This window comes from Ruegeria arenilitoris (genome assembly GCF_013035315.1).
GTDB classification, from domain to species: domain Bacteria; phylum Pseudomonadota; class Alphaproteobacteria; order Rhodobacterales; family Rhodobacteraceae; genus Ruegeria; species Ruegeria arenilitoris_D.
In genome coordinates, this window is the sequence record NZ_WQHP01000011.1 from 12,576 (window position 1) to 38,378 (window position 25,803).

General features: G+C 58.7%; 30 protein-coding genes. 14 read left to right on the forward strand and 16 right to left on the reverse strand.

From position 1 onward, the window contains the following. Together GOV53_RS18850 and GOV53_RS18855 are read right to left on the reverse strand one after the other, a co-directional pair. Entirely contained in the window at positions 1-1,713 is a 1,713-nt protein-coding gene (locus GOV53_RS18850; RefSeq protein ID WP_170469374.1) for a sensor histidine kinase, read from the reverse strand. Between the two features lie 32 nt (positions 1,714-1,745). Further along, positions 1,746-2,450: a response regulator transcription factor gene (locus GOV53_RS18855; RefSeq protein ID WP_170428750.1), complete on the reverse strand. Its 705-nt coding sequence runs from the start codon at positions 2,448-2,450 to the stop codon at positions 1,746-1,748. A gap of 348 nt (positions 2,451-2,798) precedes the next feature. Between GOV53_RS18855 and GOV53_RS18860 the strand changes: the two genes are divergently transcribed. The 3 genes from GOV53_RS18860 to GOV53_RS18870 all read left to right on the forward strand — a co-directional run bounded on the left by GOV53_RS18860 (position 2,799) and on the right by GOV53_RS18870 (position 5,628). Further along, a complete protein-coding gene (locus GOV53_RS18860; RefSeq protein WP_170469377.1) occupies positions 2,799-4,397 on the forward strand; it encodes a phosphoenolpyruvate carboxykinase in 1,599 nt (532 codons plus the stop codon). Positions 4,398-4,761: 364 nt separating this feature from the next. Continuing rightward, complete coding sequence (locus GOV53_RS18865; RefSeq protein ID WP_170428756.1) at positions 4,762-5,052, forward strand: hypothetical protein; 291 nt, start codon at positions 4,762-4,764, stop codon at positions 5,050-5,052. 33 nt (positions 5,053-5,085) lie between these two features. After that, positions 5,086-5,628 carry a hypothetical protein gene (locus GOV53_RS18870; protein ID WP_367648807.1) on the forward strand — a complete coding sequence of 181 codons (543 nt, stop codon included), beginning with the start codon at positions 5,086-5,088 and terminating at the stop codon, positions 5,626-5,628. On the opposite strand, the gene GOV53_RS18875 is transcribed toward GOV53_RS18870, so the two are convergent. After that, positions 5,625-6,389 (reverse strand): sulfite exporter TauE/SafE family protein, encoded by a 765-nt coding sequence (locus tag GOV53_RS18875; RefSeq protein ID WP_170469380.1) that lies wholly within the window; start codon positions 6,387-6,389, stop codon positions 5,625-5,627. The genes GOV53_RS18870 and GOV53_RS18875 overlap by 4 nt on opposite strands. A gap of 145 nt (positions 6,390-6,534) precedes the next feature. Between GOV53_RS18875 and GOV53_RS18880 the strand changes: the two genes are divergently transcribed. The 3 genes from GOV53_RS18880 to GOV53_RS18890 all read left to right on the forward strand — a co-directional run bounded on the left by GOV53_RS18880 (position 6,535) and on the right by GOV53_RS18890 (position 9,369). Further along, positions 6,535-8,226 carry an acyl-CoA dehydrogenase family protein gene (locus tag GOV53_RS18880; RefSeq protein WP_170469382.1) on the forward strand — a complete coding sequence of 564 codons (1,692 nt, stop codon included), beginning with the start codon at positions 6,535-6,537 and terminating at the stop codon, positions 8,224-8,226. Between the two features lie 176 nt (positions 8,227-8,402). Then, positions 8,403-8,957 carry a hypothetical protein gene (locus GOV53_RS18885; RefSeq protein WP_170469385.1) on the forward strand — a complete coding sequence of 185 codons (555 nt, stop codon included), beginning with the start codon at positions 8,403-8,405 and terminating at the stop codon, positions 8,955-8,957. A 19-nt stretch (positions 8,958-8,976) separates the two neighbouring features. Beyond that, positions 8,977-9,369 (forward strand): META domain-containing protein, encoded by a 393-nt coding sequence (locus GOV53_RS18890; RefSeq protein ID WP_170469387.1) that lies wholly within the window; start codon positions 8,977-8,979, stop codon positions 9,367-9,369. Here GOV53_RS18890 and recO read toward each other — a convergent pair. Both recO and GOV53_RS18900 read right to left on the reverse strand, forming a co-directional pair. Then, positions 9,353-10,078 (reverse strand): DNA repair protein RecO, encoded by a 726-nt coding sequence (gene recO, locus GOV53_RS18895; protein ID WP_170469392.1) that lies wholly within the window; start codon positions 10,076-10,078, stop codon positions 9,353-9,355. The two genes, GOV53_RS18890 and recO, sit on opposite strands and share 17 nt — an antisense overlap. An 81-nt stretch (positions 10,079-10,159) precedes the next feature. Continuing rightward, positions 10,160-11,059, reverse strand: coding sequence for a hypothetical protein (locus GOV53_RS18900; RefSeq protein ID WP_170469394.1), 900 nt, complete (start codon positions 11,057-11,059; stop codon positions 10,160-10,162). A 171-nt stretch (positions 11,060-11,230) separates the two neighbouring features. On the opposite strand from GOV53_RS18900, the gene GOV53_RS18905 reads away from it, so the two are divergent. Further along, complete coding sequence (locus GOV53_RS18905; RefSeq protein WP_170428773.1) at positions 11,231-11,671, forward strand: cupin domain-containing protein; 441 nt, start codon at positions 11,231-11,233, stop codon at positions 11,669-11,671. 42 nt (positions 11,672-11,713) lie between these two features. Here GOV53_RS18905 and GOV53_RS18910 read toward each other — a convergent pair whose 3' ends face one another. Beyond that, the gene (locus tag GOV53_RS18910) at positions 11,714-12,043 is read right to left on the reverse strand and encodes a DUF1491 family protein (protein WP_170428775.1); all 330 of its coding nucleotides are present in this window, start codon (positions 12,041-12,043) and stop codon (positions 11,714-11,716) included. Continuing rightward, positions 12,040-12,948 carry a GTPase Era gene (gene era, locus GOV53_RS18915; RefSeq protein WP_170469398.1) on the reverse strand — a complete coding sequence of 303 codons (909 nt, stop codon included), beginning with the start codon at positions 12,946-12,948 and terminating at the stop codon, positions 12,040-12,042. The genes GOV53_RS18910 and era overlap by 4 nt, the downstream gene beginning before the upstream one ends. Before the next feature lie 157 nt (positions 12,949-13,105). Here era and GOV53_RS18920 point away from each other — a divergent pair, with 157 nt between their 5' ends. Next, positions 13,106-14,482, forward strand: a complete 1,377-nt coding sequence (locus tag GOV53_RS18920) for a multicopper oxidase family protein (RefSeq protein ID WP_170469401.1) — start codon at positions 13,106-13,108, stop codon at positions 14,480-14,482. Positions 14,483-14,590: 108 nt separating this feature from the next. Here the strand turns inward: GOV53_RS18920 and rnc are convergent, their stop codons facing one another. The 9 genes from rnc to folK form a co-directional block, all read right to left on the reverse strand. Further along, positions 14,591-15,271, reverse strand: a complete 681-nt coding sequence (gene rnc, locus GOV53_RS18925; protein ID WP_170469404.1) for a ribonuclease III — start codon at positions 15,269-15,271, stop codon at positions 14,591-14,593. Then, the gene (lepB, locus tag GOV53_RS18930; RefSeq protein ID WP_170469407.1) at positions 15,268-16,107 is read right to left on the reverse strand and encodes a signal peptidase I; all 840 of its coding nucleotides are present in this window, start codon (positions 16,105-16,107) and stop codon (positions 15,268-15,270) included. Before lepB ends, rnc begins: the two co-directional genes overlap by 4 nt. 57 nt (positions 16,108-16,164) lie before the next feature. Continuing rightward, positions 16,165-16,584, reverse strand: a complete 420-nt coding sequence (acpS, locus tag GOV53_RS18935) for a holo-ACP synthase (protein ID WP_170469410.1) — start codon at positions 16,582-16,584, stop codon at positions 16,165-16,167. Further along, complete coding sequence (locus GOV53_RS18940; protein ID WP_170469413.1) at positions 16,581-17,204, reverse strand: LysE family translocator; 624 nt, start codon at positions 17,202-17,204, stop codon at positions 16,581-16,583. Before GOV53_RS18940 ends, acpS begins: the two co-directional genes overlap by 4 nt. Beyond that, entirely contained in the window at positions 17,201-17,947 is a 747-nt protein-coding gene (locus GOV53_RS18945; RefSeq protein WP_170469415.1) for a pyridoxine 5'-phosphate synthase, read from the reverse strand. The genes GOV53_RS18940 and GOV53_RS18945 overlap by 4 nt, the downstream gene beginning before the upstream one ends. Beyond that, a complete protein-coding gene (locus tag GOV53_RS18950; RefSeq protein ID WP_170428800.1) occupies positions 17,940-18,638 on the reverse strand; it encodes a DUF2062 domain-containing protein in 699 nt (232 codons plus the stop codon). Before GOV53_RS18950 ends, GOV53_RS18945 begins: the two co-directional genes overlap by 8 nt. 16 nt (positions 18,639-18,654) lie before the next feature. After that, on the reverse strand, positions 18,655-20,787 hold the full coding sequence (locus GOV53_RS18955; protein ID WP_170469418.1) for a RelA/SpoT family protein: 2,133 nt from the start codon (positions 20,785-20,787) through the stop codon (positions 18,655-18,657). A 26-nt stretch (positions 20,788-20,813) separates the two neighbouring features. Beyond that, positions 20,814-21,167 (reverse strand): DNA-directed RNA polymerase subunit omega, encoded by a 354-nt coding sequence (gene rpoZ, locus GOV53_RS18960; RefSeq protein WP_155142277.1) that lies wholly within the window; start codon positions 21,165-21,167, stop codon positions 20,814-20,816. 94 nt (positions 21,168-21,261) lie between these two features. Further along, positions 21,262-21,819 (reverse strand): 2-amino-4-hydroxy-6-hydroxymethyldihydropteridine diphosphokinase, encoded by a 558-nt coding sequence (gene folK / locus GOV53_RS18965; protein ID WP_170469421.1) that lies wholly within the window; start codon positions 21,817-21,819, stop codon positions 21,262-21,264. 153 nt (positions 21,820-21,972) lie between these two features. Between folK and GOV53_RS18970 the strand changes: the two genes are divergently transcribed. The 6 genes from GOV53_RS18970 to GOV53_RS18995 all read left to right on the forward strand — a co-directional run bounded on the left by GOV53_RS18970 (position 21,973) and on the right by GOV53_RS18995 (position 25,801). After that, on the forward strand, positions 21,973-22,545 hold the full coding sequence (locus GOV53_RS18970; protein ID WP_058278950.1) for a LabA-like NYN domain-containing protein: 573 nt from the start codon (positions 21,973-21,975) through the stop codon (positions 22,543-22,545). Between the two features lie 192 nt (positions 22,546-22,737). Further along, complete coding sequence (gene ispH / locus GOV53_RS18975; protein ID WP_170469423.1) at positions 22,738-23,688, forward strand: 4-hydroxy-3-methylbut-2-enyl diphosphate reductase; 951 nt, start codon at positions 22,738-22,740, stop codon at positions 23,686-23,688. Next, the gene (locus GOV53_RS18980) at positions 23,685-24,137 is read left to right on the forward strand and encodes a DUF3429 domain-containing protein (protein WP_170469426.1); all 453 of its coding nucleotides are present in this window, start codon (positions 23,685-23,687) and stop codon (positions 24,135-24,137) included. Before ispH ends, GOV53_RS18980 begins: the two co-directional genes overlap by 4 nt. After that, positions 24,134-24,721 carry a class I SAM-dependent DNA methyltransferase gene (locus tag GOV53_RS18985; protein WP_367648808.1) on the forward strand — a complete coding sequence of 196 codons (588 nt, stop codon included), beginning with the start codon at positions 24,134-24,136 and terminating at the stop codon, positions 24,719-24,721. The genes GOV53_RS18980 and GOV53_RS18985 overlap by 4 nt, the downstream gene beginning before the upstream one ends. Continuing rightward, the gene (gene rnhA, locus GOV53_RS18990; protein WP_170469431.1) at positions 24,714-25,181 is read left to right on the forward strand and encodes a ribonuclease HI; all 468 of its coding nucleotides are present in this window, start codon (positions 24,714-24,716) and stop codon (positions 25,179-25,181) included. The genes GOV53_RS18985 and rnhA overlap by 8 nt, the downstream gene beginning before the upstream one ends. Then, positions 25,178-25,801, forward strand: coding sequence for a trimeric intracellular cation channel family protein (locus tag GOV53_RS18995; RefSeq protein WP_170428824.1), 624 nt, complete (start codon positions 25,178-25,180; stop codon positions 25,799-25,801). The genes rnhA and GOV53_RS18995 overlap by 4 nt, the downstream gene beginning before the upstream one ends. Positions 25,802-25,803 lie beyond the last annotated feature (2 nt).

Below are 25,803 nucleotides of genomic sequence, written 5' to 3' on the forward strand. Positions count from 1 at the left end.
TTAAACGGGCAGCCCGACAACAAAACGCGCGCCCAACGGGTCCGAGGTGACGTCCGCCTCGGTCGGGCGGATATTTTCGGCCCAGATGACGCCACCGTGAGCTTCGACAATCTGCTTTGAGATCGCCAACCCGAGGCCCGAATTATTTCCGAAGTGTTCAGCCGGTCGTTGCGAGTAGAAGCGTTTGAAAACTTTGGTCAGCGCCTGTTCGGGGATACCGGGACCGGTGTCTTCCACCACAACCAGAACGCGGTTTTCGCGTCGACGCACCCAAACGCGGATCGCATCTTTTTCTTCACAGAACGAAATCGCGTTGGTGATTAGGTTCACAAAGACCTGAGCCAGACGCGCTTCAAGCCCGTTGATGATGATCGGGCCTTCGGGCAGGTCGGTGATGTAGTCGATCCCCTTGGCGCGCGCATCTTCGCCCAGATACTGGCTGATATTGCCCACCAGTTTCAGCAGGTCAAAGGGCTGCTCTTCTTCCTTCACCAGTTCAGCATCCAATCGGGACGCGTTTGAGATATCGCTGACCAGACGGTCCAGGCGGCGCACGTCGTGTTCAATCACGCCCATCAGTTTCTCGCGCTGATCTTCACGCGTGACCATCCGCAAGGTTCCAACGGCAGATTGAAGACTTGCCAGCGGGTTCTTGATCTCATGGGCGACATCGGCGGCGAACTGTTCATTCGCATCGATCCGATTGTAAAGCGCCGTCACCATGCCCCGCAGTGCGCGACTGAGCAGGCCAATCTCATCCGGGCGCGCGGTCAGGTCCGGGATGCGGATACGGCCAGGATTCACACCTGCACCTCGGTCCTTGCCCAACTCAGCCGCCGCGGCCAGATCGGCAAGCGGGTTTGCGATTGTCGAGGCCAGAACCAGGCTCAACCCGATTGAAACCAGCAGCGCGACGACAAACATTTGCAAGATACGCTCTTGCTCGCGACGGGCCAAAGCGTCGATTTCCCCCGACGGACCGGCCATAGCCACCGCACCGACTGCAGCGCTGTCCAGCAGAATGGGTGCTGCGGCCACAATAACCGTTTCACCAAAATCATCTTTGACTGCCTGTACTTGCACTTGGCCTTGTAGCGCATTTGGCACGATGGCCTGAACCCTTTGCGCCAACGTTGGTGCTTCGTTGGGTTCGCCGCTGGCAAACACGCGTGACAAGCCGGTCCAGACCGCATTAAGCGCGTCGCTGATTACAGTGCTACCCGTCTGAAGCTCTGCCTCGGAGGACAACAAAGCTGGCGATTGCGACGCTGCGCCCCGCGCCCATCCAATCAGCGTACCCCGCGCATCATACACAAAGACTTCGCCGCCTTCGGGCAGGCTAAGCCCGGCCAGAGTGTCTTTCACGTCCAGCGCGCTGGAATCCTGCGCCAAACCAGATGCCGTCTGGCGCAGCTGAGCCTCGAACACGTTGCTGACCAATTGTGCGTCACCAACCAGGTTGCGCGCGGTCTGCCGCAGTTGTTCATCCCGAGAGTCGTCAAGATACAACAGGCCAGTCACCAGGATGACCAAAGCAATCAGGTTAAACGTGATGATCTTGCGCGCCAGAGGAGAGCCGCGCATAGAAAACAGGTTGCGACGTCGACGGGATGCCCGAAGCTCGGCAGAGTCGGGGTCTTGCGGGATGACCCAATCATCCCCTAGAACGACATCACCGTCCCGCAATTCGCTGGCTTGTTCCGTATCGCGCACGAGACCCGGTTACCCCTGATTAATGGCCACGCTTATTCTTCGTTATACCTGTACCCAATGCCGTACAGGGTTTCGATCGCCGAAAACTCGGGGTCTGCGGCGCGCATTTTCTTGCGCAGGCGCTTGATGTGGCTGTCGATGGTGCGGTCGTCCACATAGACCTGATCATCATAGGCCACGTCCATCAGTTGATCCCGGCTTTTGACAAAGCCCGGTCGCTGGGCCAGCGCCTGAAGCAAAAGGAACTCGGTCACCGTCAGGGACACGTCCGACCCTTTCCAGCTGACCGCGTGACGCAGCGGGTCCATCCGCAGATCGCCGCGCTCCATGACTTTGGCGTCGCCGGTGCTGGCCGTGGTCGCATCACCCGTGGTTGCCTCCTGCCGGCGCAGCAGCGCCCGAATGCGTTCGACCAGAAGACGCTGCGAAAACGGCTTTTTGACATAGTCATCTGCGCCCATACGCAGGCCAAGAACCTCGTCAATCTCATCATCTTTGGAGGTGAGGAAAATCACCGGCATCTGGGTTTTCTGCCGCAGCCGCTGCAACAGGTCCATCCCGTCCATCCGCGGCATCTTTATGTCCAGAACAGCCATGTCCGGCAGTTTCTTGTTGAAAGCGTCCAGCGCTGCCTGTCCATCGTTATACGTCTCAACCTCGAACCCTTCGGCTTCGAGCGTCATGGAAACTGACGTCAGAATGTTTCTGTCGTCGTCCACCAGTGCAATCTTTGACATCGGGTTAACCCCTATTCCTGCTCACTCACGCAATAATTCGCTTATTAGTAAGGCATCTTTGTCGTTTTTATGGCCCCGAATCAATCCGTATCTGCGAATCGTGCGATTGTTGTCACACAGATGCGGCAAAAAAGCCGTTAACATGCGCGCAAAAGCGCCTTGTTTTCCGACAGGAAATTACTGGTGGCGCTAAACTTTGACTTGGTTGCGCTAACTGCGCCAAACCGTCCTGTTCATGCCCCGAACGACCATGATAAGACCCGCCCATCCGCCGGTTTTTCCCGGCATACTGCCCCAAGAGCGCCCCCCGGCCCAACCGCCGACGCGCCGCCACAGGAGAAGACAAACATGACATCTGGACGGGTTAACCCGCAATTCCGCCTCGAAGATCAGGGCATCGAGGGTCTGGGCAATGTCTATTATAACTTCATGGAACCAGCGCTGATTGAAGAGGCGCTGAAGCGTGGCGAAGGCACCCTTGGCAATGGCGGCGCCTTTCTGGTCACCACCGGCAAATTCACCGGTCGTTCGCCCAAGGACAAACACGTCGTAAAGACCGACAGCGTCGTTGACACCATCTGGTGGGAAAACAACGCTGCGATGACCCCCGAAGGTTTCGACGCGCTGTACGAAGACATGCTGGCCCATATGAAGGGTCGCGACTATTTCGTGCAGGACCTGGTCGGCGGTGCCGATCCCGCCTATTCGATCAACGTGCGCATGGTCACCGAGCTGGCCTGGCACAACCTGTTCATCCGCCACCTGTTGCGCCGCCCGGATCGCGAAGATCTGGAAGAGTTCATCGCGGACTTTACCGTCATCAACTGCCCCAGCTTCCAGGCCGATCCGGCCAAGCATGGCTGCAACAGTGAAACCGTGATCGCGCTGAACTTCGACCGCAAGCTGATCCTGATCGGCGGCACCGAGTATGCGGGTGAGAACAAGAAGTCGGTCTTTACCCTGCTGAACTACATGCTGCCGGAAAAAGGCGTGATGCCGATGCACTGCTCGGCCAACCACGCTGTTGGCAACCCGGTCGACACTGCCGTCTTCTTTGGCCTGTCCGGCACCGGCAAGACCACTTTGTCGGCTGATCCGTCGCGCACACTGATCGGGGATGACGAGCATGGCTGGTCGGACCGCGGAACCTTCAACTTTGAAGGTGGCTGCTATGCCAAGACCATCAACCTGAACGCCGAGGCTGAGCCGGAAATCTACGCGACCACCAGCAAATTTGGCACCGTGATCGAGAATATGGTCTTCGATCCGGAAACCAAAGAGTTGGATTTTGAGGACGACTCGCTGACTGCCAACATGCGCTGCGCTTACCCGCTCGAGTACATCTCGAACGCGTCAAGCAGCGCTTTGGGCGGGCATCCGAAAAACATCATCATGCTGACCTGTGATGCGTTTGGCGTTCTGCCTCCGATCGCGCGGCTGACACCGGCTCAGGCTATGTACCACTTCCTGTCGGGCTTCACCTCGAAGGTTGCAGGAACTGAGCGTGGCATCACCGAGCCTCAGCCCACATTCTCCACCTGCTTTGGCGCGCCGTTCATGCCGCGTCGCCCGGAAGAGTACGGCAACCTGCTGCGCGACAAGATTGCCCAGCACGGCGCAACCTGCTGGCTGGTGAACACCGGCTGGACCGGCGGTGCATATGGCGTTGGCAGCCGCATGCCGATCCGTGCGACCCGCGCCCTGCTGACAGCCGCGCTGGAAGGATCGCTGCGCGACGCCGAGTTCCGCAAGGATGCCAACTTCGGATTTGATGTCCCGGTCTCGGTCCCTGGTGTGGCCGAAGTTCTGCTGGACCCGCGCCGCACCTGGGATGATCAGGCGGCCTTTGACAAGCAGGCCGAGAAACTGGTGCAGATGTTTGCGGAAAACTTTGAACAGTATCTGCCCTTCATTGACGACGACATCAAAGCCGTCGCAATCGGGTAAAGAAATCAGGGGGCGGCTTCGCCCCCTTTTCTTTTGAGGCGACCCGAAAAACCAAAGTCGCGCAATAGTTGTAATATGCGCAAAGAACATACAAATTTATTGCCCGTTTCGCCAGTTTAGAGTACTCAACGGTGTCATTGTGACGAAAATGCCCGGCGCTTGCGCACCGGGCGGAAAGTAAAGACCTTGGGGAGACTCAATGAGCGCGCACTCACATTCGCGATTTGAGCAACCTAATCAGATATCTAGTGTAATCCATCGGGGATGGGTGTCAATATGAGACTTGCAAATCACCACTGAAAACGAATGCAGATCTCACCTTTGCATTGAGTGAAGGATGGCACGGAAAACTACAGGTAAAGAAATGACAGAAATCTCGAAACTGACCGAACTTCGCAAATTGATGCAAAGTATGGAACAGACCCTTGGGCTCGAGCAACTCTCTCCGGTTGAGCGTGACATTTATTACGCCGCCGAAGAACTTTCCAAACAGGATCAGGAAGTGCGGACTTTTGGTCTGATCGAACACACTCTGGTCAAAAGCGTTTCGCGTCCGACCTTTTTCCGCGCGCTGAAATCGCTGGTGCAAAAAGGCTATCTGTCCCAGAGCGGCAGTTCCAACCGGGGGCGGTATATCGTACATGCACCCAGATGATGTCTCCAACCTGCGCGTCGATGGCTGAACACCGTGCGCAGATGGGCTTCTGACACATTCTTTGCCTCGCTGGCTTATGTAGTTGCGTCGTACCTCACGTTTGAGGTGCTGATGCCGCTGCAAAACATGTTTTTTCCGGAATACCCAAGCCGGGCCAGCCTGCTGTTTTTGCCGCATGGCGTGCGTGTACTTGCCGCGTGGCTTTTGGGTTGGCGCGCGATATTCGCGCTGCTGCCGGGCGTCTTTGTGGTGTTCGCCGCTCTTGGCGGGGCGGACGTTTTTCTGCCAAACCGCCTTTGGGCAATGGCCATCGCAGTCACCACCGTTCCGGCCGTGTTCTACATCCTCAAGTGGATTGGGTGGGATCTGTTCCCTAGCCCGGATCGCAAACCCTGCTGGCTATGCGTCATGGGCGTCGGCGTCATCACCTCTTTCCTGGTGTCCGCCCTGACAAACTGGGCGTTTGGCAGCGCCAGGGTCGAGTATATTGCCTTTTTGATCGGCGACATCTCGGGGCTGTTCTTCCTGATGTTGGGTTTATACTTCGCGTTTCGCTTTATGGACCGCAGGGCTTAACCCACCAACCCTCGACGCAGCAGGTTCAAACCGGCCACCAACAGAACAACCAACGTCACCTTACGAAACAACGCCTGATCGATCCGTGTCTGCAATTGCAGCCCAAGCCACATTCCAACCACTGCGGGAACGACCAGAATCGCCGAAAACGGAGCAGTCTCTGCCCGCAGGATACCCGAGCCGAGATGCGCCAGCGTCAGGGCAACTGCACCCAGCCCGTAGATGACACCCTGAACCCGCATCTGCACAGCCTTGGGCGTATTCAAAGCCGTCAGGTACGCGACAGTCGGCGGCCCCCATATCCCGGACATCCCACCGATAAAGCCTGCGACTGAGCCGATCAGTGCTTCGATCCGCACCGACGGTTTTGAAAGAACAAGCTTCACACCCAGCACTTGGATCAAGGCAAAGAACGTGACTGGTGCACCGATCATCAGCAAAAATGTCGATGGCGGCACCAAAGTGACAAGCTGGGCCCCTGCCAGCAGAAACACCAGCCCGACGATCAGAAACACGCGGAATTGCCGCATCGACGACACGGCCGCCTGCACGCCCTGTCCAAACGCCTGGAGAACATTAGTTACCAGTGTCGGAAGGATAAGGCCTGCGATGGCGAGTTCGGGCGGCAAAAAGACACTTAATCCCGAAACCAACACCATGGGCATGGCAAACCCGACCATGCCTTTGATGCAACCGGCCAGAAACGCCACACCTAAAGCCAGCAGCAGGTCCTGCGGAGTCAGTAAGGAAAACAATGTCATGCAACCCTGATAGCATTCCTGACGCGCGCTGCACCGCAAAAACGTTCAAGAAATAATTGAACTTTTTCGTAACGTAATACGTATTTTTGTTGCGCTGCACGTGCAGCATGATATGACCAGACGATACCAGAAAAGGACACGATTCATGGCTCATGACGGACAGGATATGACCCAGATGACGACACCCGCGATTTTGCCCGATCTTCTGACACTGACACGCGTGGCAGTTCCCGCCGTCACCGAAGTGTTCGAGCGCGCGCGTGGGTCGGTTCGCGGTATGGTCACCGCAGATGGCCGCGTCTCGGGCGCATTGATCGAAGCCAATCAAACCGCTGCCCATGGTCTGGCATGGCTGGCGACCTATGCGCAGTCTCTGCAACAGATGCAGCGCTGGGCCGAAGCCCTCGATGCAGACGGTAACTTCGGCGAAATCGAACAGTTGCTGCACCAGATCGCCTTTGGCGAGTATCTGCACCAGGTTGCAGGTGGTATCCCGATGAACCAAGGCGAAGTCGTGCGCCTTCAGGATATGGGTTTGGGTTGGGACGCCCTGTCTGGCTTCCAAGCTTCTGAAGTGCAGACGCTGATGGCCCAGGCCAATTCGCAAGCCGCGCGCAGCCGTCTGGTCGCGCTAATGGAAGATCAGGCTGGCGCCACCATGTTCGGCGCGTCGGGTCTGGATGAAGAGCTTGAGATGATCCGCGACCAGTTCCGCCGTTATGCGGTCGAGAAGGTCGAGCCTTTTGCACATGAATGGCACCTCAAGGATGAACTGATCCCGATGGAAGTCATCGAGGAACTGGCCGAGATGGGCGTCTTTGGACTGACCATCCCCGAAGAATTCGGCGGTTTCGGCCTGTCCAAAGCTTCGATGTGCGTCGTCTCCGAGGAACTCTCGCGCGGTTATATCGGCGTTGGTTCGCTGGGCACCCGGTCCGAGATCGCGGCCGAGCTGATCATCGCGGGCGGCACCGACGAACAAAAAGCCAACTGGCTGCCGAAACTGGCCAGCGCCGAAATTCTGCCAACCGCTGTCTTCACCGAGCCAAATACCGGATCGGACCTTGGCAGCCTGCGCACACGCGCGGTCAAGAATGCAGACGGCGACTATGAGATCACCGGCAACAAGACCTGGATCACCCACGCTGCGCGGACCCACGTTATGACCCTGCTGGCCCGCACCAACCCGGACACCACAGACCACCGTGGCCTGTCCATGTTCCTGGCCGAGAAAACGCCCGGCACGGACGAGACCCCCTTCCCCACCCCCGGCATGACCGGCGGCGAGATCGAGGTTCTGGGCTATCGCGGCATGAAAGAGTACGAGCTGGGATTTGACGGCTTCAAAGTCAAAGGTGATAACCTGCTGGGCGGCGAAGAAGGCAAAGGCTTCAAGCAGCTGATGGAAACCTTTGAGTCCGCCCGCATCCAGACCGCAGCACGCGCCATCGGCGTGGCACAAAGCGCGCTGGATATCGCGATGCAATACGCGCAGGACCGCAAGCAATTCGGCAAATCTCTGATCAACTTCCCTCGTGTGTCCGGCAAACTGGCGATGATGGCTGTCGAAATCATGATCGCGCGTCAGCTGACCTATTTCTCAGCCTGGGAAAAGGACCACGGCCAGCGCTGCGACCTTGAGGCCGGCATGGCTAAACTACTAGGTGCCCGGGTTGCCTGGGCCGCGGCAGATAACGGTCTGCAGATCCACGGCGGCAACGGCTTTGCACTGGAATACAAGATCAGCCGCGTTCTGTGTGACGCGCGCATTCTAAACATTTTTGAGGGGGCTGCCGAAATTCAGGCACAGGTTATTGCACGGCGTTTGCTAGGCTAACCAGAACTAGGCATCCCGTTTCCCCAACTAGACCCGGCCTTCGCGTCGGGTCTTTTTCTTTTTGCGGCGACATTCCTCCAATGATCCGCACACAAAAGAACTTCCCCTTTGCTTTAAGTCCGAACCCTTTTAGGGCAGGTTGCTAGACGAACGAGGTACAAGGGACGCTGCACAGAATGACCCGACTGGTTTTTGCGCTTTGGGCCACACTTGCGGCTCTTATCCTTGGCGGTTGCGCGCCCTCTCAACCCTTCGTTGGGAAAACCGAAGTTGACGCGCTGGCCGAGGCGATCAGCGATCTTGGACCACAGGTCGACCCTGCCGAGGCGCAAAGGGCCGCCTCTATCGCCTATGCGTATTCCAAGCAGCTGAAACAGGACTGGAACGTCACGGACCCGGCCATCATCCACAACGCCAAGGTCATCAACGGTTTTCGCGAGAAAGGCCTGTGCAACGACTGGGCGCAGGCCATGACCCAGCGCCTGCAGCAGGAAAACTTCCGCACGCTGGACCTGCACTGGGCCACCTCGCCCCCGACCGCGTTTCGGATCATCCATCATTCGGCCCTGATCAGCGCAAAGGGAGATTCCATGTACGATGGCATCATCCTGGATCCGTGGCGCAATAGCGGGGCGTTGTTTTGGGCGCCAGTCCGCGAAGACACCAGGTACAACTGGCGGCCTCGACTAGACGTCCGCGCCGAACTTATGAGCGGCGAAAACCCCTTTTGACCTAGAAAGGTGACACCCCATGATGCGCCTGATCCTCGCCCTGCCTCTGATGACTTTGTTTCAATGCGACAAGGACGAGACCGTTGCCGCATACGGGGCAGGAGATCGAACCTGGGAACTGCAGGAGGTTGACGGCCAGCCGTTCGAGGCCAGCGCGACGCTACGCTTCCCGGAAGAGGGCAAGATTGCAGGCAACGCCCCCTGCAACAGCTACAGCGGCACATTGAACGCGCCTTACCCGTGGTTCGAGGTCATGGACCTGACCGCCACACGGGCGGCGTGCGCAGGGCTTGAAGACGAGGGTTTTTTCTTCGCGGCCCTGATCGCAATGACGCAGTCCGAAGTCTCGGGCGACGTGCTGGTCCTGCGCAATGATGACGGCCACGAGATGGTGTTCAAAGCCGCCGAGTAAACTGATCCACGAACCGCGCCCGCGCCTCGGGCACGGGGTTGTGCCCCAAAGACGGCGCGAGGTGGTGTTCCAGAAAGTATCCGGTGGTTTTAAGTCCGGCGGCGATTTCGGCATCCGGTGCAGTCCCTTCGCCGCGCAGGCAAAGTGGCAGCGGCAGCAGCTTGTCCGCCCATTCTCCGGCCCCTTCAGCGCTGACGGCGCGGCCGGTTTTGGGCGAGACATAAACCAACCCTTCGGTCGCCCCGGTCACTGCGCAGGCCGACAGGTCCAGACCAAACCCCAACTCTTCCAGCAGCGCGAGCTCCCATCGCAGATAGGCCAACGGCCAGATCTCGTCTTGCCCCAACAAATCCATCAACTGTTCAGTTTGCCGGTAAATCGCCGGATGCGGCTCTCGCTCGGGCAGGCAAAAGGACAACAGGGCCACCGTCGCGTTCAGCCCTGCCAAAGCCAGCCGTCCCGAAAAGGCCGCCGCTGCGCGCGAACGCAAAGGCTCGACCTGAAACGTGCCCAGATGTTCCTCAAGACGCGCGCGCCACAGAACGTCCAACTGCGCGCCGGGTTGCAGGATTGGCGCAATCTTGCGACTGGTGCCACCGCGCACGACACCAGCATGTCGTCCATGTTCTTCGGTGAACACTTCGATGATCGCTGCAGTTTCACCATGTCGTCGGGTGGTCAGAAGGATGCCGTGATCGCGCCAGTCCAAATCAGGCTCCTTTAACTCTGCGGGCCGCTACGTGCCCGTAACAGACCGTAAGGCGACCATATCCGCAAGTGGTGTGATGACCTAGAACCGGGCCCGGAACGCCACACCGATAAGAGGCGCAGTTTCATAGCTCTGACGGCTCAGTTCAGCCCCGTTCGCATCATCCAGCGTCAGGCGACCGTCGAACTCGGCCCCTGCAAACACGTTCAGCGAAACACCGGGGTTGGGATTATACCCGAAGGACAGAACTACAGGGACGCTCTTGTCCTCACCCACGCCGTTGGGGGCCAGCCCGTCGCCATCCAGCCGGAACCGAATGCGTTCAGACCGGGCCGACAGGCCAAGTGTCATGGTTTCGCTCAGCGCATAGCTCAGCGTCAGCCCCGGCCCCTGCGTGGCCCCTACTCCCGAGCCTGTGTTCAGGTTCCACCGATCATTGATATCCCAATCGACCAGCAGCGCCGGGAAGAAATCAGTGCTGTCGTCTTCAAGTTGCGAGAACGCGCCAAAGGCCGGGCCGATGGTCAGGCTCTCGCTGACCTGCCATGCGATGCCCGCAAACACGCCGTAGGTTCTGCCATCTGACGCTTTGGCACCGCTTTGATAATCCCACCTGACCTGAGGCGACACGAACACACTGGCCGTGTTGCCCACGCGAAACCGCACAGGCACCGAAACGCGAATATCGCGAATATCACGCCACGGCTGGTTATCCGCCTGACTGAAATCATAGTCGAACCTGCCGACGCTGGCGGACAACCCGACTGAGGTTCCGCCACCCAAATTGTTTAGCGCTGTCGCGCGCAGAAACGCACGATTGGCCGAGAATTCTCCGCCGTCGCTCAGGTCCGTGTTTCCCTGATAAGCCGCCAGCCCATCGATCTGATAGACCCAACCCGACCGCTCTTGCGCGACTGAGGGCACAGCACTCAGGCTCAGAACAAGGGCCGCCAAACTACACGCAGATGCAAAGCTTTTCATGGTTTTCAACTCGATAGGGGACGCTCACCTTCTGAGATAGCATGCCGCCTGATGCGATCAAACGTGGGTAAGAAATTGAATTTCGATATGTGTCAGCCAAGCCGAAACCGGAGCCCTCCCCGCAGTGTGCTAAACTGCTTGGCGAGCGCCCTGCACCATTTGGAGTTTCGCATGAAGAAGTCCTTTTTCACCTCTCCCTCCAACTATCCTGAGCCTTTGAATGTCCTGGGCGACCGGATCACCGTTCTGGCGCGGCTTGAGCAGATCGGCGACTATGCCGTCACGCTCAACTACGGCCACGAAGGCAACGGTCCGCCACCCCATTCGCACCCTTGGGACGAGACTTTCTTTGTCGTCAAAGGCGAGGTCGATTTCGTTATGGACGGAGAGCAGCGGATCGCGACCGAAGGCACCTTGGTCCATTTTCCGGCCGGCACGGTGCACAGTTTCAAATTCGGCCCCGGCGGAGCGCATCTGCTTGAAATCAGCGGCCGCGGTTCGCAAGCGGTTGAGATGTTTACCGCACTGGATCATGAGGTGCCCGGACCGGTTCAGGACGGTGCAAAACTGGCCGAGGTTCTTCGAAAAAACGGCGTTGAACTGACAGGGTGAACAAATTTGGTCTGCCCGATTGGTCCGTTCAAAGTTACACGATTACTCCAACCCGTCTTCGCCCAGAAGATGCCGACCTTGCCGGTCTTCGACCTCGATCACCCAAAGGTCAGGATCAAACCCGCGTTGACGGGTGATTGCCTCATCCACGTCACCCTCGGTGCCGGATGAGAGTTCAATCCACTTACGCTCACCGCTCATCAGGTCAAAACTGCGCTGAAACGCAACGGCTTGACCATCCAAAGTGTTGAGCTTGACCAGAACCGCACCTGCCGTGTCGTCACCATGGGCCACGACAAATGCGGGGATTTCCTGAAACCGCAACCGCGCCAGATAGGCGTGAACCCAGAATTCGGCGGTCAGACGCGTCATGCGTTGCCGTCTTTGAAATCCAGCCCCATTTCCGAGTACCGCTCTGATTCCTCCAACCAGTTCGGTCGGACTTTGACCTGCAGGAACAGGTGAATTTTGCGGTCGAGGAATTCTTCCAATTCCGCCCGCGCGGCCTGGCTGACTGCTTTGATCGTCTCGCCACGCTTGCCCAAAACGATGCCCTTGTGGCCGTCGCGCATAACATAGATGACCTGATCAATCTTGGCCGACCCGTCCTTGCGTTCTTCCCAGTTTTCCGTCTCAACGGTTAGCTGATAGGGCAGTTCCTGATGCAGACGCAGGGTCAGTTTTTCGCGCGTCATCTCAGCGGCGATCATGCGCAAGGGCAGATCGGCGATCTGATCCTCGGGGTATAGCCAGGGGCCTTCGGACAGTTCCGAGGCCAGCCATTTGCGCAGATCGTCAACGCCGTGGCCTTTCTCGGCCGAGATCATGAAGGTCTCGGCAAAAGGATAGCGCGCGTTCAGGTCGCTGGTCAGAGCCAGCAGCTTCTCAGACGGCACCTTGTCGATCTTGTTGATCGCCAGCGCGATGGTGCGGCCCTGACCGATCTCTTCCAGACCTTCCAGAATGCGCTCGACGCCTTCGGTGATGCCACGGTGCGCTTCGACCATCAGTACGACCACATCCGCATCCGCAGCACCGCCCCATGCAGCCGCGACCATGGCACGGTCCAGACGGCGGCGTGGTTTGAACAGGCCGGGGGTATCGACAAACACCAGTTGCGCATCACCTTCCATCGCTACACCGCGAATACGCGCACGGGTGGTCTGCACCTTGTGCGTCACGATCGAAACCTTGGCCCCCACCATGCGGTTCAGCAGGGTGGATTTGCCCGCGTTGGGCTCTCCGATCAGGGCGATAAATCCGGCGCGTGTGGTCATGTCTCTGGCGATCCTGTTTGCAAGTGCGCACCCCTATAGCAGAAAGCCCCCGCGGGCCAGAGGGATTTGTCGCATTGCAGCCATGCAAAAACGGTGGCACCCCTGCCATAGCCACGCCAAACCCAGCCAGGCACCCTTTCGGAATACGAGGCAGAAGATGAAACGTCGCGAGTTTCTTTTGACCAGCGGGGCCGCAGCCGGTGCGTTGGGTCTGGGAGGATTTGGATTTGCGCAGGGTGCGCAGGAATTGACGATCCAACCGGCAAGCTTCGCCCTGCGCGATCAGGTAACGACCGGGATGGTCAGCCTGTCGCCGGACGCGCCGCCGCCGGTTTTGTATGGCAAACAGGGAGAGGTGATGCGGTTGCCGGTCCGCAATACCTTGCCCGACTATACCGCGATGCACTGGCACGGGATGCGGATCGCCAACAAAATGGATGGTGTGCCTTACCTGACCCAGATGCCTATGGGCCAAGGCGAGTTGTTCACCTATGAATTCACTCCGCCGGATGCAGGCACCTACTGGTACCACCCGCATTGCATGACGATGGAACAGATGGCTCATGGTCTGACCGGCGTCATGGTGATCACCGAACCTGAAGATATTGGATTCGACAGCGAACAGGTCGTCAACTTGCGTGATTTCCGGCTGGACGAGGACGGAGCCTTCTTGCCCGCTTACACCCAACGTGGTGCGGCGCGGGCTGGTACCTTTGGCAACGTTCAGACGGCCAACTGGAAGCAGGGCCCGGTCTATGACCACGCGGCCGGTAGTCTGGTTCGGCTGCGTGTGGTGAACACGGACACGACGCGGATCTACAAACTGCATCTGGACGGCGGTGCCGCGCGGATCATTGCGTGGGATGGCCACCCGGTTGAGATCGACATCCCAATGCCCAGCGCGGATGAGCCGCTTTTGGTCGGCCCCGGCCAACGGGTAGATATTGCGGTCGTCATGCCGGGCAGTGAAGGGCGAAGCGTCGCCCTGATGGCAAAGCTACCCGGCCAACCCCTAAAAGCCATGGCGAGCCTGCGCGCGATCGGGTCATCGGCAAGACGCGACCTGCAAGACTTACGCCCGCTCCCCTTGAATCCGGTGGCAAGACCCGATCTCGACAATGCCGAGTTGCACGAGTTCGTCTTTGGCTGGACCCCAGAAGGCGGTGAGCCAAACAACGGGTTCTGTGGCTCGCTGGGCTATAACTTTTGGTCGATCAATCGAACCCCCTGGCCCGGCGACGCGGCAGAAGGGGTTGGTCCCTTGGCAACGCTAGAGCTGGGGAAAAGCTATGTACTGCGACTGCGCAATGAGTCGCCAAACCTGCACCCGATCCATCTGCACGGGCTCGCATTTGTGCCGCTGCGGTCGAACTTGCGAAAGCTGCCTTCGTTGATGACCGACACAATGCTGTTGTTAAAAGACGAGGTGGTCGAGATCGCGCTGGTCGCCGACAACCCGGGCGATTGGGCCTTCCACTGCCATGTGATTGAACACCAGAAAACCGGGCTGACTGGATTTATTCGCGTCGTTTAAAGATCGAATTGGCTGCGCCAATCCGACCAAGAGGGGGCCAGCCCCCTCACCCCCGAGGTATTTTTGGCCAGATGAAAAGCGGACCCGGTGCCCAGACCACGAAGATCGCTATTTTGGCAGAGAGTCCAAGAGGGCCTTGGCGGCGGCCTGTTCGGCCTGTCGTTTGGAGCCCGCGGTCGCCTGAGCTTCAGTCCCGTCTTGCAACCGGGCGGCAATGGTGAAGACAGGCGCGTGGTCTGGGCCACTGCGTTTCACCTCTATGTACGAGGGCGGCTTTTGCCCCCGCGCCTGCGCCCATTCCTGAAGCGAAGTTTTGGCGTCACGCGCGTCCGCTTCGACGTTGTGGATACGATCTCCCCACAGGCGCAGGATCACGTCGCGCGCGTCCTCGAAACCGGCGTCGCGGTAAATCGCTGCGATCACAGCTTCCATCGCGTCCCCAAGCAAGGCCTCTTTGCGGCGGCCGCCCGACAGCATCTCAGACCGGCCCAGTTTCAGGACGGCGCCCAGATCAATCTGCCGCGCGACGTCGGCGCAGGCCTCTTTTCGCACCAGAGCGTTGAAACGTGGAGCCAATTGCCCTTCCGAGGCCTTCTTGTCGGCCTCCAAAAGCGCTGTCGCCATAACCAACCCCAGAACGCGGTCGCCCAGAAACTCGAGCCGCTGGTTGTCGGGACGTGTTGCCGAGGATACCGACCCGTGGGTCAGCGCACGCACCAGCAGTTCGGGCGTTTTGAATTCATAGCCAAGCCGCTGCTGGAACGCCTTTATTTCAGCCGAGAGCTTCAATTGACCGCCTTGAAGAAACGGTCACCACGCCATGTCCAGAAGAACAGCATCGAGCGGCCAGCGGATGAAAACAGGATGCGATCCGCCCGTCCGATCAGGTCTTCGTATGGCACATAGCCAACCCCGCCCGCAGATTGCGGAAGGCGGCTGTCACTGGAGTTGTCGCGGTTGTCACCCATGAAGAAATAGTGCCCCTCGGGAACCGTATAGATGCCCGTGTTATCGGCGCCCTGATTACCGATGTTGAGTACTTCGTAGGACACTCCGTTCGGCAGGGTTTCAATCATCCGGGATTTTTTACAGACGCCGCCAAAACCAACAGGTCCGTTTTCACAGCGCGGACGCAAACCTTGCGAGCCCTGCGGCTCGGCAACCTCTGTAAACACCCCATCGGGTTGTTGCGGCACAGGGGTGCCGTTCAAAATGATCTGCCCGTCGCGTACCTGAATGCGGTCGCCGGGCAGGCCGATCAGGCGCTTGATATAGTCGCGCCCGGTGACAGGGTGGCGGAATACGATGACATCGCCGCGCTCAGGCTCACCGCCCCAGATACGCGTGTTTTCGCCGCTTTGCATCCAACCGCAGATATCTTGCGCATCCACGTTCAGCCCGACGCTGGGAATGATCAGACTGGGACAGGAGGCATAGGAATAGCCGTAAGACATCTTGTTCACGAACAGGAAGTCCCCGATCAGCAAGGTCGGCTTCATCGACCCTGACGGAATCCAGAACGGTTGAAACAGGATGGTGCGGAAAACGCCCGCGATCAGCAGAGCATAGACGACGGTTTTGATCGTCTCCCAAACGGCGTTACCTGTTTTGGCTTCCTCGGCCATGCTGCTCTCCGGTCGTTAGGTTGTTGGGGTGCTACATGCGGGTCGGTTCAGGGCAAGTCAAGGCTGAGCGGGCGCTTCGTGAAGCGGGCGCGCCTCGATCACCACGAATGCCTGCGCCCAGGGGTGATCATCGGTCAGGGTGACGTGGATAATCGCCTCGTGCCCTTCGGGCGTCATCTCGCGCAGACGCTCCGCGGCCCATCCGGTGACATGCATCACGGGCTGACCGGTGCGCAGATTGGTCACCGACATATCCTTCCAGGCGATCCCCATCCGCAATCCGGTGCCCAAAGCTTTGGAACAGGCCTCTTTCGCGGCCCAGCGCTTGGCATAGGTTCCGGCGACATCATGACGGCGCTCGGCTTTGAGCTGCTCGGTCTCTGTGAAAACGCGGTTGCGAAACCGGTCGCCAAACCGGTCGAGTGTGCCCTGAATACGTTCGATATTCGCGAGGTCTGTGCCGATGCCGAGGATCATTGCAACCGAACCGTCAGTATTTTGTAGCTTGCCACTCCGAAGAAACCGGCAAAGGCAAAGTCAAACCATCGGCGTGCGCGGCGATAAACGTTGACCATTCGGTCTGAGGAAAAGAGGAAGGCATACCCGATGAAGATCAGCAACGATCCCGCGTACAGCATCGCGAAATAGCCCAGCAGCATCGCCAGACTGGCGTTACTCGGCGCGACGATGGCATAGATCGAGCCCCAACTCAGAATCGCCTTGGGGTTGGTCAGGTGAATGGCCGCGCCTTTGGCAAAAATCGCGCGCAGCGAACCTGTAACCGGTTTACCCAAAGCCACCTCATCCAATGTCAATGCCCGGCGCAGCGCCTTGAGCGCAAGCCAACTTAAATAGGCCACCCCTACGTAACGGATCAACTCGAACACCCAGACATTGGCCAGCATTATCGCCGACAGGCCTAATGCGGCGGCGATACCCCAAGCGGCTGAACCTGCGCAAATGCCCAAGGCAAACACCAAGCCGGCCCGACGGCCTTCGTTCATTGCGGTGCCGGCAATCCCCATTGTCGCAGGCCCGGGAGAACCCCCTGCCATCAGCCAAGCAAACCAGATCGCAATAAACCCCGGAGTTATCATCCCCGCGCCTCGTCCATCAGGCGACGCATCTCGGCAATGGCTGGGGTAAGACCGCGGAAGATGGCCTCACCGATCAGGAAGTGGCCGATGTTCAGCTCACGTACTTCGGGGAACGCGGCGATGGGTTGAACAGTATCATATGTCAGGCCGTGGCCCGCGTGGACCTCAAGACCCAGCGAATGGGCGAAGCTGGACATCTGGCGGAGGGCGTCCAGCTCACGCTCGGCAACCTCGGTGTGTCCTTCGGCCATTGCATCGCAATAGGCACCGGTGTGCAGCTCGATCACCTCGGCACCGATGCGGTGGGCAGCTTCGATCTGGCGCTGGTCAGCGGCGATGAAGATCGACACCCGGCACCCCACGTCGCGCAGTGGCGCGATGAAATGGGCCAGCTTGTTTTCTTCGCGTGCGACTTCCAGCCCGCCTTCGGTCGTTCGTTCCTCGCGCTTTTCGGGAACGATACAGACTGCATGCGGCTTGTGGCGCAGGGCGATTTTCTGCATCTCTTCGGTCGCCGCCATTTCAAAGTTCAACGGAACGGACAGAACCTCCATCAAACCGTCGATATCGGCGTCCGAGATATGGCGACGATCCTCACGCAGGTGTGCGGTGATGCCATCGGCTCCGGCCTCTTCGGCCAGTTTTGCGGCGCGCAACGGGTCGGGATAGGCCCCGCCGCGGGCGTTGCGCACAGTGGCTACGTGGTCGATATTTACGCCAAGACGCAGGTGGTTGTCAGACATCGCTCGAATCCTTCTTGAACCCTAGGTCCGAACCTAGGGCATTCGGCTGGGGAACGGCAGGCTTTGTTTCTGCCAAGCGTTTGATTTCGTCAAACTTTGCCTTGATCTTATCGCGGCGGCGCTGCTGATAGGTTCGGATCAGCGGCAAGCTGAGATAATAGCAGATCGCGCCCGCCAGCAGGCCCGGCAGGATGCCACCGACGAGGTAAGGGAAAAACACCTCATCATAGAAAACGGCAAGGCCGCGCCAATCAGCGACCCGGTCGGTAAACAACGCCAGAAAGTTGTTCTTGAGATCCCCAAGGGCGTCGACGAAATTCTTCATCAACCCTTTGGTTTCTTCTTTCTCGAAATTACCGCCCAGAATGAAATGCCCGGTCTGCAGGCAGATCACCCCGATGGGGACATATGTCAGCGGGTTCCCAAAGAACGTACCGCTGAGAGAGGCCAGGATATTCCCGTTGATCAATCGGCCGATCAGGGCTGCCACAACAAAGTGCAGACCATAGAACGGAGTAAATGCGGTGAATACGCCTGCACCCACGCCCCGCGCGATACGCTCGGGCGAATCCGGCAACCTGCGAACACGGTGCTTCACGTAGTGAAAGGCCCGCGTCCATCCCCCTTTGGGATAGACGAATTCAGACGCGATCTGGACGGGCGAGCGTCGGTCTCGGCGCTTGAATACCACTCCTGATCACCCTTTCTCAGCCAGCCGCAACTGCGGTTTTGGTCCTGTCTCTGTAGCGTTCCACCGCGGCAACGTCGCTTTCCGCCTCAAGCATCAGCATCAGCGAATGCAGCTGTTCCAGGTCGCGCAGTTCGACACTGACCAGAAGGCGGTAAAAATCCGGTTTGCGGTCCACAAATTCCAGGTTCGAGATATTGGCCTTTTTCTCGCCGATCAATGTGCAAATGCGCCCCAGTACCCCAGCGTCATTTCCAATGGTAACGTCCAAAGTGGCACCATAGACAGCCGGGTGGGTGCCGGAATGCCAGTGCAGGTCGACCCAGCGATCGGGTTCGCTTTCGAATTCCGACAAACGGTCACAGTCGATGGCATGCACCACAACGCCTTTGCCGCGATAGGTGATGCCGACAATGCGTTCGCCCGGCAAAGGCTGACAGCAGGGCGCGCGGTCGAATTTCTGCCCCGGCTCCAGACCGATCACCGCGCGGCGCGGTGAAATGGCATCGCCTTCATCCTGTGTCAGTTCGGGGTAGACCGCGCTGACCACATCATGGGCGGTCAGTTCAGCACTTCCCAGTCGCGCAAGCAATTCGTGGCGATCCTTCAGACGCAGGTGTTTCGCCGCCGTGTCCAGCGCCTTGTCGGTGGCCTTGCGGCCAACGTGTTCAAAGCCCGAACGCGCCAGTTCCTTGCCCAGCTTGATAAAGCGTTCACGGTCCACCTCGCGCAGCGCGCGTCGAATCGCGGTCCGCGCCTTACCGGTAACCGCGATCTCAAGCCAGGTGACCTGTGGCGTTTGGCCGTCAGCGGTGATGATATCCACCGACTGCCCGTTCTTGATCCGGGTCCAGAGCGGCACGCGGATGCCGTCCACCTTGGCCCCCACGCAGGCATGGCCGATGCGAGTGTGGATCGCATAAGCAAAATCGATTGGCGTCGCCCCGCGCGGTAGTTTGACCACGTCCCCCTTTGGCGTGAAGCAGAACACCTGGTCCGAATACATCTCAAGCTTGACGGCTTCGAGAAAGTCTTCGTGATCCTCTTCGCTGTCGAACTGTTCGGTCAGATTGGCTATCCACTTGGCCGGGTCGACAGCGAACGGGTTTTCCGAACGCACACCGTCGCGATAGGACCAGTGCGCGGCAACGCCGGTTTCAGCCACATCGTGCATCTGTCGGGTGCGAATCTGTACCTCGACCCGTTTGCCGTCACGGCCTGACACCGTGGTGTGGATCGAGCGATACCCGTTCGACTTGGGCTGACTGATGTAATCCTTGAACCGCCCCGGCACTGCGCGCCAGCGTTGGTGGATCGCACCGAGGGTGCGATAGCAGTCTTCCTCGGTCTGGGTGATGATGCGGAAACCGTAGATATCCGACAGGCGCGAAAAGCCCTGATCCTTTTCCTGCATCTTGCGCCAGATCGAATAGGGCTTCTTGGCGCGGCCGAACACCTCGGCCTCGATCCCGGCTTTTTCCAACTCGTGCCGCATGTCGCCGGTGATCCGGTGGATCACATCGCCGGTTTCGCGTTGCAGAGTGATAAAGCGACGGATGATCGACTGCCGGCCTTCGGGATTGAGAACGCGGAAGGCGAGGTCTTCCAGCTCTTCACGCATCCACTGCATACCCATGCGGCCCGCAAGCGGCGCGTAGATGTCCATCGTCTCACGCGCTTTGACGATCTGCTTTTCGGGGCGCATCGCCTTGATCGTGCGCATATTGTGCAAACGGTCTGCAAGCTTGACCAGGATGACCCGCAGGTCCTTTGACATGGCCATGAACAGCTTACGGAAGTTCTCGGCCTGTTTGGTCTCGCGGCTGGAAAGCTGCAGGTTGGTCAGCTTGGTCACCCCGTCGACCAGCTTGGCGACTTCTTCGCCGAACAGCTCGGAGACTTTGCCATAGTTGGCCTTGGTGTCTTCGATGGTGTCGTGCAGCAGGGCGGTGATGATGGTCGCATCATCCAGACGCTGTTCGGTCAGGATGGCGGCAACCGCAACAGGATGCGTGAAATAGGGTTCGCCGGAATGGCGGAACTGACCATCATGCATCTGCTTACCGAACTCATAGGCCCGGGCGATGCGGTCAGCATTTGTCTTGGGGTTGTAGTTGCGGACCAGCGCAATCAGATCGTCTGCAGAAATCATCCGGTCCGCACCTTCATCTTTGGGGCTTACCCCTGGCCTTGAGCCTCCATCAGAGCGCGCAGCAGCTTCTCTTCGGACATGTCGTCGTCTGCAGGCTTGTCCGATTCCGCGCCCATCAGCAGAGCCATCTGATCTTCTTCCGGCTCGTCCACCTCGATCTGAGTCTGGTTGGCCTCGATCAGGCGCTCGCGCAGCTCATCCGCGCTTTGAGTTTCGTCGGCAATCTCGCGCAGCGACACGACGGGGTTCTTGTCGTTGTCACGGTCAACAGTGATTGCCGCACCAGCGGAAATCTCGCGCGCACGATGGGCGGCAAGCATCACCAGTTCGAACCGGTTTGGAACCTTGTCTACGCAATCTTCAACCGTCACGCGGGCCATTGGGCGCTCTCCGTTACTGAATCCATGTCAGGAAGAGGTTTATCTAAGCGCGAATCCCTGCCTTGACAAGCAAGAAATGCTGCAAATGCACCCTTCACGCGGCTGTGACCGCCGCAATATCCTCGACAGGCAGGTCGGCAAGCATTTCGCGGACCGTGCGACCAAGCACCGGATGCCGCCAATCCGGAGCCACATCTGCCATTGGCACCAGCACAAACGCACGATCTTGCAATCGTGGATGAGGCAGGATCAACTGCTCGGGCGCACTCTGCCTCTGCTCTTCCGGCGACAGGGTCAACCAACGGTCGAATTCGGCGTTATCAGGCAAGATCTGATCATCATAACAAACAAGGTCCAGATCCAGTGTTCGCATGCCCCAGCGCTGAACCCTTTCGCGACCAAACTCGTGCTCGATCTGGTGCAGCACCGCCAGCAGATCCGCTGACGACTTTTCCGTTTCGATCAAGGCCGCTGCATTCACATAATCCGGGCCTGCCCCGGCAGGAAAACAAGGGGTCTCGTAGAACCGACTAACGGCCCGAATCACCACGCCGTGACGCGAAATCGCGTCAAGTGCGTCACGAAGTGTCACCTTGGGCTCATTACCTCTCAATTTGAGATTGGCCCCGAGCGCGATAACCGCGTTTGACATGAATTTGTGCCTTCTACTCGCTATATTCGGCGAATTGCATACTTGCGATACGGCCGAAATAGCCTAATTATAGGGATACCAGCGCGCCGCCTATTTCCAATATCCACTCACGTAACACCACGGCGCTCTGTATTGTACCGGAAGGACCTATTTATGTTCTACAAAGACGAACGGCTAGCGCTGTTCATCGACGGCTCGAATCTTTATGCAGCCGCAAAAGCACTGGGGTTTGACATAGACTACAAATTGCTGCGCCAGGAATTCATGCGTCGCGGCAAAATGCTTCGGGCTTTCTACTACACAGCGCTTCTGGAGAATGACGAGTATTCGCCGATCCGTCCACTGGTTGACTGGCTGCACTACAACGGCTTCACCATGGTAACGAAACCGGCCAAGGAATACACCGACAGCATGGGGCGTCGGAAAGTCAAAGGAAACATGGATATCGAACTAACCGTGGACGCCATGGAACTGGCACCACGCGTCGATCATATCGTGCTTTTTTCGGGCGATGGGGATTTCCGCCCGCTGATCGCCAGCCTACAGCGCCAAGGCGTGCGCGTGTCGGTCGTTTCGACCATCCGCAGCCAGCCCCCTATGATCTCGGACGAACTGCGCCGTCAGGCAGACAACTTTATCGAACTGGAAGACCTGCGCGACGTGATCGGGCGGCCTCCGCGTGAAATGCCTATGGAACCGCGCAGCGTTGCCGCAGGCGGACAATAAGACCGGGCCACTCACAAACCCGGGGGGAAGAAATAGACGCGGTCAGGTTTTCCAACCTGGCCGCGTTTCTTTAACTAAGTACAGGTGCTGAAACACCTGTTGGCTAACATCGATTCATGTCAGTTCAATGACGATGTCCTGTCTGGACCAAGGCCAGGAAAAGACTTACCTGTGCCTTATGGAGACCGAGACATGACCAAGCCACCGCTAACCTTATATCTTGCCGCACCGCGCGGGTTCTGCGCCGGCGTTGATCGCGCCATCAAGATCGTGGAAATGGCCCTGCAGAAATGGGGGGCACCCGTCTATGTGCGCCATGAGATTGTGCATAACAAATTCGTGGTCGATGGGTTGCGTTCTAAAGGGGCGATCTTTGTCGAAGAGCTGGATGAATGCCCCGATGATCGACCAGTGATCTTTTCGGCCCACGGCGTGCCAAAATCCGTTCCGGCAGCCGCGGCTCAGCGTGAGATGATTTATGTCGACGCCACCTGCCCGCTGGTTTCCAAGGTCCATGTCGAGGCGCAGCGCCACGCGGATGCAGGTCTGCAGATGATCATGATCGGCCACAAAGGCCACCCAGAAACCGTCGGTACCATGGGTCAGCTGCCCGAGGGCGAAGTATTGCTGGTCGAAACGGTCGAGGACGTGACCACGGTTCAGGTGCGCAACCCAGACAAACTGGCGTTTGTAACGCAGACGACACTGTCGGTGGACGACACCAAAGACATTATCGCCGCGCTTGAGGCCCGGTTTCCCGCGATCGTTGGCCCGCACAAGGAAGACATCTGCTACGCCACCACCAACCGGCAAGAGGCGGTCAAGGCTGTGGCTCCGAAGGCGGATGCTCTGCTGGTCGTCGGCGCACCGAACTCATCGAACTCCAAACGTTTGGTCGAGGTCGCCTCGCGCGCCGGGTGCAACTATGCGCAACTGGTTCAACGTGCCTCTGATATCGACTGGCGGGCGCTGGAAGGGATCTCATCCATCGCCATCACCGCAGGGGCATCCGCGCCCGAGGTGCTGGTGAATGAGGTCATCGACGCGTTCAAGGATCACTATGACGTCACGGTCGAACTGGTGGAGACCGCCGTCGAAAACGTCGAGTTCAAAGTGCCCCGCGTTCTGAGGCAACCCGCATGAGAGGCATCCCAAACGCCCCGCTGGTTTTGGGGCTGGCCGGGCTGATCCCGTTCGTATGGGGTGCATTGACCTATCTGAACGGCGACCTGCAGGATTGGGGTCGCCAAGCACTGGGGTCGCGATTTGTCGGGCCTTATGTTCAATTGTTCTACGGCTCAGTGATCCTCAGCTTTATGTCCGGCGTCCTTTGGGGTTTTGCCACCAAGACTTCGGGCAGTAAGGCCGCGACATGCTATCTGTTGTCCGTCCTTCCCGCACTTTGGGCGTTTTTCATGACAGGCGGTGGCCCGGTCGAGGCCGGTATTAACCTGATGTACGGCTTCGCCGGCTTGCTCATTCTGGATGCGATTTTCGCTTACTGGCGGCTGACCCCGACATGGTGGTTGCGGCTGCGGATTTTGCTGACGAGCGTCGTCCTGATATGTCTTGCTGTAGGAGTGTACCTGTGACTGACCGCAAGACCATCGACGCCTATACCACCCGTGTCGCCGAATACCTGAGCGTCCCCCTGCCCGCTGAACAGATCGAGGCGCGCATGGCCTTTGCCGAGGCGGTCGCACCCGAAGGCTTTGTGCTGGACTTGGGGTCAGGGCCCGGTGCGGACAGCGCGTTTTTTCAACGTCAGGGCCTGCGGGTTCGGGCGCTGGATGCGACACCCGCCTTCGTAGACTACGCCCGTGAAAACGGCGTGGATGCGCATTTGGGTACGTTCGATGACGTGACCGAGGACGCCGTCTATGATGGTATCTATGCGAGCTTTTCGCTGTTGCATGCACCGCGTGCGGAATTCCCGCGCCACTTGGCAGCCATTCAGCGAGCTTTGAAACCCGGCGGCATCTTCTTTCTTGGGCTAAAGCTGGGCACCGGTGAACACCGCGACGAGATCGACCGCTATTATACCTATTTCTCGCAAACCGAGATCGAAGACGCGCTGGCGCAGGCCGGGTTTACCATTGACCAGATCACAACCGGCATGGGCACAGGTCTGGCCGGGTCGTATGACGGTTTTATTCTGGTGCTCGCCCATGCCTGATCTGTTTGCCTATACCGATGGTGCTTGCTCCGGCAATCCCGGCCCCGGAGGCTGGGGTGTACTACTGCGCGCGATGGACGGCGACACGGTCCTGAAAGAGCGTGAATTGAGCGGCGGCGAGGCCGAAACCACTAACAATCGTATGGAGTTGCTGGCTGCGATCAGCGCACTGGAAACACTGGAACGGGCCTCGAAGATCACGGTGGTCACCGATAGCGCCTATGTGAAAAATGGCGTGACGGGGTGGATTTTTGGCTGGAAGAAGAACGGCTGGAAGACCTCGAACAAGAAACCCGTCAAAAACGTTGATCTGTGGCAGCGCCTGGATGAGGCGCAGATGCGCCACGATGTGACCTGGGAGTGGGTCAAGGGCCACGCGGGCCACCCTGAAAACGAAAAGGCGGATGAGCTGGCCAGGGCTGGTATGGCCCCGTTCAAACCCAAAAAGGCACAAGCGTGAGCGGTCTTGCGCTGCTCGACTATGCCTCGGTCTTTGTGTTTGCCCTGACAGGCGCCCTTGTGGCCAGCCGTGCCCAATTGGATTTGGTGGGTTTTGCTTTCATGGCCTGCCTTACCGCGGTCGGGGGCGGCACGATCCGAGACCTTCTGCTGGATCGGCATCCAGTGTTCTGGGTTGGACAACCGGATTACATCCTGATCGCCACAGCCGCGGCCGTGTTGGTGTTCTTCACCGCTCATCGGGTCGAAAGCCGATACAACTGGCTGGTCTGGTTGGACAGTTTCGCGCTTGCCATCGCCGCAGCGGCTGGAGCAGGAGCAGCCCTGTCTTTGAACCAGTCCGGCGTCATCGTTGTGCTGATGGGAGTTACGACCGGATGCCTGGGCGGGCTGATGCGCGACGTGGTCTGCAACGAGGTGCCGCTGGTCCTGAAGCAAGGCGAGCTGTACGTGTCCTGCGCTTTTTCCGGGGCGGTGGTCGCCGTTCTTGCAAACCGACTGGGCTTTGACGAGTTGACAACGCTCGCGGCCTGCGCGCTGATCTGCTGGGCGCTGCGGGCGGGATCACTGGTGTTTGGCTGGCGGCTTCCGGTCTATAAGGCGCGACCACCGCGTAATTGATG